1 pseudogene is annotated in these 233 nt (G+C 33.5%); it reads right to left on the bottom strand.

The features are described from left to right. Positions 1 to 30: 30 nt before the first annotated feature. A pseudogene (locus ACY2RW_RS16450) lies at positions 31 to 233 on the bottom strand (hypothetical protein); the annotation flags it as partial.

The following is a 233-nucleotide window of genomic DNA, read 5'->3' as shown; positions in this document are numbered from 1 at the left end:
CACAGAAACCCGGGATTTAAAAATTCAAAATTACTCCAATCCATCTTCTTCGTCTTTTTCTCCTACAATTGGTTTTGGTTTTAAATTGCCAATAATATCTTCAGCATCTTTTCTGTCTTCTTCCATTTCTGGAGCTAAAGGTTTCGATTTTGCAAACTTTACCAAGTCTGCTTCTCTTAATAAACTTTTTAGTCTATCTATGGTTTCTTGCGAGGTTAAAATAACATCCGATT

The sequence above is a fragment of the Polaribacter sp. 2305UL8-11 genome (assembly GCF_058147165.1).
The sequence above is the reverse complement of the archived record's forward strand: the minus strand, read 5'-3'. Positions and strand labels throughout refer to the sequence as shown.